This is a genomic window from uncultured Shewanella sp., from assembly GCF_947501225.1.
In the GTDB taxonomy this organism is placed as follows: Bacteria; Pseudomonadota; Gammaproteobacteria; order Enterobacterales; family Shewanellaceae; genus Shewanella.
Genome location: NZ_CANMUW010000002.1, coordinates 447,757 through 453,756 on the forward strand (window position 1 = coordinate 447,757; position 6,000 = coordinate 453,756).

Below are 6,000 nucleotides of genomic sequence, written 5' to 3' on the forward strand. Positions count from 1 at the left end.
TATAACAAATTGACTATTAGTGACATTTAAAAAAGTGTGACAGACGTAACCTAGTGCCGTCACCTGCGCCTACAAGACGAAATTATTACGATTTTTTAGCCCATAATTCGGCATTGACCTTAGGCAGCTTTTTCCGCTTTTTCTTCCCCATCCCTTCGGGAGCCGCCATAGGCTTAGCTTCTCTGGACGGACAATCCAGTGGTGCCTCTTCACTGGCTTCGAAACCTGGAACCTGCTCTCTGTCTAATCTGAATTTATTCTTTTTCTCGATAATTTTAAAATGGTGGTACTCATCATGGGAGATCAAAGACAGCGCCAAGCCCGCCTCTCCCGCTCGACCACTTCGACCGATTCGATGCATATAATCGGCCGGGCTTCTGGGTAACTCAAAGTTAATTACAACAGGAAGCTTCTCAATATCGATACCACGAGCCGCAATATCGGTAGCGATTAACACGCTGATGTCGCCACTTTTGAACCCTTCTAATACCTTGGTTCTGGCTCCCTGAGCCTTATCGCTATGAAAAACCTGCGCAGCAATACCCGCCTTTTCCAGTTTTTGCACTAAACGGTTACAGGTATTTTTTGCACTCGCAAAGACTAAAACTTGTCGCCACCCCCTCTCTTTGATTAAGTGCGCTAACAATGCCGTCTTTCGGTTCCTGTTAACCGTATAGACCTTTTGTGTCAGCGTACTCTCCTCTTCGCTTTGTAGCTGAATCTCTACAGGTGAAGATAACAGCTTAGCCGTTAATGTTTTGACCTCTTCAGGGAAAGTCGCCGAGAACAGCAAAGTCTGCTTTTTCTTAGGGAGTTTTGTCAGAATTTCAGCGAGCTCTTCCTCGAAGCCCAGACTCAACATTCTATCGGCTTCATCGAGAACTAAAGTGCTCACCTGTCCCAGATTAAGTGCATTGCTTGAAAGTAGATCGAGTAAACGGCCCGGTGTCGCAACTAGGAGATCTGCCCCGCCTCTCAACGCAAGCATCTGGGTATTTGCGGAAACCCCACCGAAAACGGCCTCAACTTTTACCCGCGGCTTAATCAGTTTCGCATAACTCTTAAAACTATCAGCAACCTGATTCGCTAACTCTCGAGTCGGAACGAGAACTAATGCCTTGATATAATTACCTTTACCTGATTTTAACTGCTGAGTTAACAATCTTTGCAATAATGGCAATGCAAATGCTGCTGTTTTTCCTGAGCCTGTCATCGCCCCAGCCAGCACATCTTTACCCTCCAACACCGCTGGTATCGTTCCGGACTGAACTAAGGTGGGAGTTAAGTACTCAAGCTCGGTTAAACGAGTCAATAATTCTGGGATTAGGCCTAACTTTTCGAAGGTGGCGCTTTGTGCTGCGGGTGAAGGCTGAGCTTGTGTCATAGGTTTGCGATGAGTGCCATAAAATAAATATGGCACATATTCTACGCTAAATTCGGCTACAAAGCTTATATTTTGCGGTTATCATGCAGGCTTGCTCAAGGTTCAATGCAAACATCTGATGTTCATTCTCGCTCCAGGATTAAAACTGGATAGATTTCTGTTCAAACTTATCCTCTAGCTCGAGCAATTTGCGCTTCATCTCTACGCCATAGGCATAGCCGGTGAGCTTGCCATTTTTCCCAATCACACGATGACAAGGGATAATGATGGCGATTCGGTTCGCGCCATTTGCAGCTCCAACAGCCCTGACCGCTTGGGGGCGATGAATCTTCTGTGCTATATCGCTGTAGCTGCAGACCTCGCCGTACTTAGTCTCAAGTAACGCTTGCCAAACCTGTTGCTGAAACTCCGTCCCCTGAGGCGCCAATGGCACAGTAAATGTCTCACGGATTCCGGCAAAGTATTGCCCGACCTCCCGCTCGGCCTGTAAAAGGTGCCTCATTGCATCCTGATGTAAAGAGTGGCAGCGATTTACCCATGATGCTTCCTTAGTCCCTGCCAAACTCAGATGGCTTAAGCCATGTTGATTGGCTTTAATGAGTAACTCACCCACCCCAGTCGTAAAGGTTTTTGTTGCCAGCGGCTCGAGTTCAGCCTTACCTGAAAGCAGTACGAGTCGAGGACCTTTATCAATGCCTTCAGCGAAATCATGACTTAATTCCACCTCAGCTTTAGTATCAATTACCACTGTCATGTCTGCTCCCACAGTTGAAAGGTTAAATAACTTCCCCATGGCGAGGACTGCCGGCGCAATGATTCAGTCAACACTGTATAATCCACAGGCTTAGCCGGCTGACCTGTATCTCTGTCAGCCTCGTACATCTTAAGCAGCCTCTTTTTCACCACCAGATCGCTGCATAGCAGGATATCAGGGTCACTTCTCCCCCGCATTTTCGCATACGCAACAGTCCAGGGGCCTATTCCTTTGATCGTTAACCATTGCTCAAGATCTGCATCCGGGGTAGTAGCCACATATTGGCTGAATGCCTTTATGGCCGCTTTTCTGGCAGCGGGCATCTTAAGTTCATCCAGGCTGGCGTTGGCAAGTTTATCCGGTGTGGGAAACATGCGTAGCCTTCTCCCGGACAGATAACGCAGCTCTCCATTTTCCTTGACCATGCTATTGAGCAACTTAGTGGCTTGATTAACACTGACCTGCTGGCCTAAAATCGCCCTGCATCCGGCTTCAAATGCTGACCATGTACCCGGTATTCTGATCCCCTCATGCAGGTGCTCACCTATAAAAGGGATTGATGATAGTGAGTCATGTATCTTATCCAGATCCGCATCGAGATCAAATAACCTGCGGATCTGCATTACGACGTCCCTAAGTAACGGCAGATCTTCGGCCCGAAATAGATGAATAGTCACATTGAACCGATTTTTCTCGTTCAGGTGTACAACTTCAAAAAAGCCCTCCACGGCACCCAGGCGAAATGTTCGCCCATAACTCGACGCGTCATCTTGCCACTCCATGCCCTCGACCATTCTCAATCGATAAAAACCTGAAAGGTGCTCCCAATTAAAAGGCGGACAATAGGATAATGTCAGAGACAAACAAACCCCTTCATCGGAACAAGTTTTACTCTTTGGAGCTCTGCAATGCTCACCCCCCTTCTTTCTGAGCTGAGTAGGTGTTAACCGTAATGTATCTTTGAATACTTCATTAAAACGCCTGACACTCCTATAACCCGCAACCAAACCGACTTGCGTTATTGACAAGTTAGTTTCATGAAGCAGTTGCTTCGCAAACATAAGCTGGCGGAACTGAGCATACTTTTTAGGAGAAGTGCCAAGCGCTTCAAAGAACAACTTTCGTAAATAGCGACTACCTATCCCCAATCTTTCCGACAGAGATTCTATACTCAATCCATTTTCTCCGGACATGACACCGGCATCAATTAACTTCAGAGCCCTCTCAACTGTCGTTTGGGTTCCTTTCCATGCGAATGAATCCGGTGCGCTATCAGGACGGCAGCGCAGGCATGGTCTCAAGCCCTCATTTATGGCCCGGATAGCAGAATCAAAATACCTGACATTTTTCTCTTGCGGTAAAACAGCGGGACATATGGGACGACAAAATATTCCCGTTGTGAGCACACCGATAAAAAACTGACCATCGAAACGAGGATCTCTTGAGAGTCTCGCTTTTCGGCAAGACTCGACGGTTAATGTTTTAAGGTTATGTTCCATTATTTAACAGACCCGTACTGAAAGGCAGAATTTGCCTAACTTTACTTAACAACGACCAGCTAAACTAGCGGAAAACGGAACTCGACGAAAGTTGAGAATGTTAAGCCAATGGTTAAATTTTGCTATATGCTAAAAACAAGTTTAGCTAAATAAATATAATCATTGAGAATATAGATGTTTAAAAGATTTGAATCTTGGGTCAACGCCCTCCCTTCAGAGGAGCCGATACAACCACCTAACGGGATATATGCCTTTTGCCGTCATTACACCCGAGGCTTTGAACGCCCTCTAATTCTTATGTCATTGGTAACTGCGACGTTAGCCATTCTTGAGGTCTCACTATTTGGCTTTATGGGTGAGTTGGTAGACATGCTGATAGCCAACGAACCTGAAACACTTTTTGAACAGGAAGGTAGGAAGCTGATAGGCATGACCCTATTGGTATTAGTCATTATTCCCACCTTGGTCCTGCTACATGCCCTGATTGTATACCAGGGGCTTCTCGGCAATTACCCTATGTCGATCCGCTGGCTCGCTCACAGATATCTGCTCAAACAAAGTGTCTCTTTCTACCAAAATGATTTTGCAGGAAGAATAGCTACCAAGGTTATGCAAACCTCTCTTGCAGTGAGAGAGACAGTGACAAAACTGTTAGATGTGTTGGTATATATTCTGGTTTACTTCACCTCTATGGTCGTCATGATAGCCAATGCAGATCTGAGACTAATGGCACCTATGCTGATCTGGTTATGCTTATACATAGGTCTTCAGTTTGTATTTTTACCAAAACTGAAGCGGGTCTCAACCGAACAAGCCGACGCCAGGTCAATCATGACAGGTCGCATTGTTGACAGCTATACCAATATCACAACCGTAAAGCTATTTTCCCACACACAAAAGGAAGCGGACTACGCTCAAGGTAGCATGAAGACCTTTCTCGATACTGTTTATCGTCAGATGCGTCTCGTTACCGGAATTAATGTCAGCGTCCAGGTCATCAACTATCTTTTGGCGTTTACCATCGCGGCAGTATCTATATGGCTATGGACAGGCAATGTGATTACCATAGGCGCAATTGCTATCGCCATAAGTCTGGCCCTTCGCCTCAACGGTATGTCGCAGTGGATAATGTGGGAGATCAGCTCGCTGTTTGAGAATATCGGCACCGTTGCTGACGGGATGAACACCCTGTCTAAGCCCACTGAAATCGAAGATATTAGCGATGCCAGACCAATCAAGGTCACTGAAGGATGCATAGACTTTACCGGCGTGAGTTTTCACTACGGGGAAGACAGCGGGATCATAGATAACCTCAACCTGCATATTCAAGCCGGTGAAAAAGTTGGCCTTGTGGGTCGCTCCGGTGCAGGAAAATCAACGCTTGTGAACTTGTTGATGCGTTTCTATGATGTCGAAAAGGGGGCGATTCAGATTGATAAGCAAGATATAAAAAAAGTACAACAGGACTCTCTGCGCGCCCATATAGGCATGGTGACTCAGGATACATCGCTTCTTCATCGCTCCGTTCGTGAAAACATTCTTTACGGTAACCCCGATGCGAGTGAAGAGGAACTGCTAGAAGCGATTAAGAACGCACAGGCCTATGAGTTTATTCAAACCTTGAGCGATCCCGATGGTAATCAGGGCTTAGATGCTCAGGTGGGAGAACGGGGGGTCAAGCTATCGGGTGGGCAACGCCAACGGATAGCCATAGCCCGTGTTTTACTCAAAAATGCTCCGATTCTCTTACTCGATGAGGCGACATCCGCACTGGATTCAGAAGTTGAGGCCGCCATCCAGGAAAGTCTGTATCAACTGATGGAAGGAAAAACAGTGATAGCTATCGCTCACCGCTTATCGACAATTGCAGCCATGGACAGGCTTATTGTGATAGATGAAGGAAAAATTGTCGAACAAGGCTCTCACCTGGAGTTAATTCAATCCGGTGGTATCTATGCTCAACTTTGGTCCCATCAAACAGGCGGTTTTTTGGGAGTCGATTAATCAGCCATTACTCATCGAATCTGAAAACCATCTTTAGGTGGTTTTCTTCAACTATCAACTTCATTACTCGGCGACTCAAAAGATCGGTCAATGATAATTGCTCTTGTTGCTATTGGTATCAATATCTACAGGAAGCAAAGCCACCCATTGCCTTCGCACTATCTCTTCTGTTTCTCTGTTAACAGATGAATGTACTGCTGAGTAGACAAATTTCGGGTACAAAAAAACCACCCTAAGGTGGTTTTAATGTCTCTTGTTAGTCTATAAAAAACTAACAATAAGAAAATGGTGGAGCCTAGCGGGATCGAACCGCTGACCTCAACACTGCCAGTGTTGCGCTCTCCCAGCTGAGCTAAGGC

Annotated in this window: 4 protein-coding genes; 1 reads left to right on the plus strand and 3 read right to left on the minus strand. The window is 46.1% G+C overall.

Going from position 1 to position 6,000, the window contains the following annotated elements; translation table 11 throughout:
• Nucleotides 1-85: 85 nt before the first annotated feature.
• The 3 genes from Q1B47_RS05560 to Q1B47_RS05570 all read right to left on the minus strand — a co-directional run bounded on the left by Q1B47_RS05560 (nucleotide 86) and on the right by Q1B47_RS05570 (nucleotide 3,637).
• Nucleotides 86-1,384, minus strand: coding sequence for a DEAD/DEAH box helicase (locus Q1B47_RS05560; RefSeq protein ID WP_299789843.1), 1,299 nt, complete (start codon nucleotides 1,382-1,384; stop codon nucleotides 86-88).
• A gap of 139 nt (nucleotides 1,385-1,523) precedes the next feature.
• The gene (locus Q1B47_RS05565; RefSeq protein ID WP_299789845.1) at nucleotides 1,524-2,138 is read right to left on the minus strand and encodes a methylated-DNA--[protein]-cysteine S-methyltransferase; all 615 of its coding nucleotides are present in this window, start codon (nucleotides 2,136-2,138) and stop codon (nucleotides 1,524-1,526) included.
• Nucleotides 2,135-3,637, minus strand: coding sequence for an AlkA N-terminal domain-containing protein (locus Q1B47_RS05570; RefSeq protein WP_299789848.1), 1,503 nt, complete (start codon nucleotides 3,635-3,637; stop codon nucleotides 2,135-2,137). The genes Q1B47_RS05565 and Q1B47_RS05570 overlap by 4 nt, the downstream gene beginning before the upstream one ends.
• A 174-nt stretch (nucleotides 3,638-3,811) precedes the next feature.
• On the opposite strand from Q1B47_RS05570, the gene Q1B47_RS05575 reads away from it, so the two are divergent.
• Complete coding sequence (locus tag Q1B47_RS05575) at nucleotides 3,812-5,641, plus strand: ABC transporter ATP-binding protein (protein ID WP_299789850.1); 1,830 nt, start codon at nucleotides 3,812-3,814, stop codon at nucleotides 5,639-5,641.
• Nucleotides 5,642-6,000 lie beyond the last annotated feature (359 nt).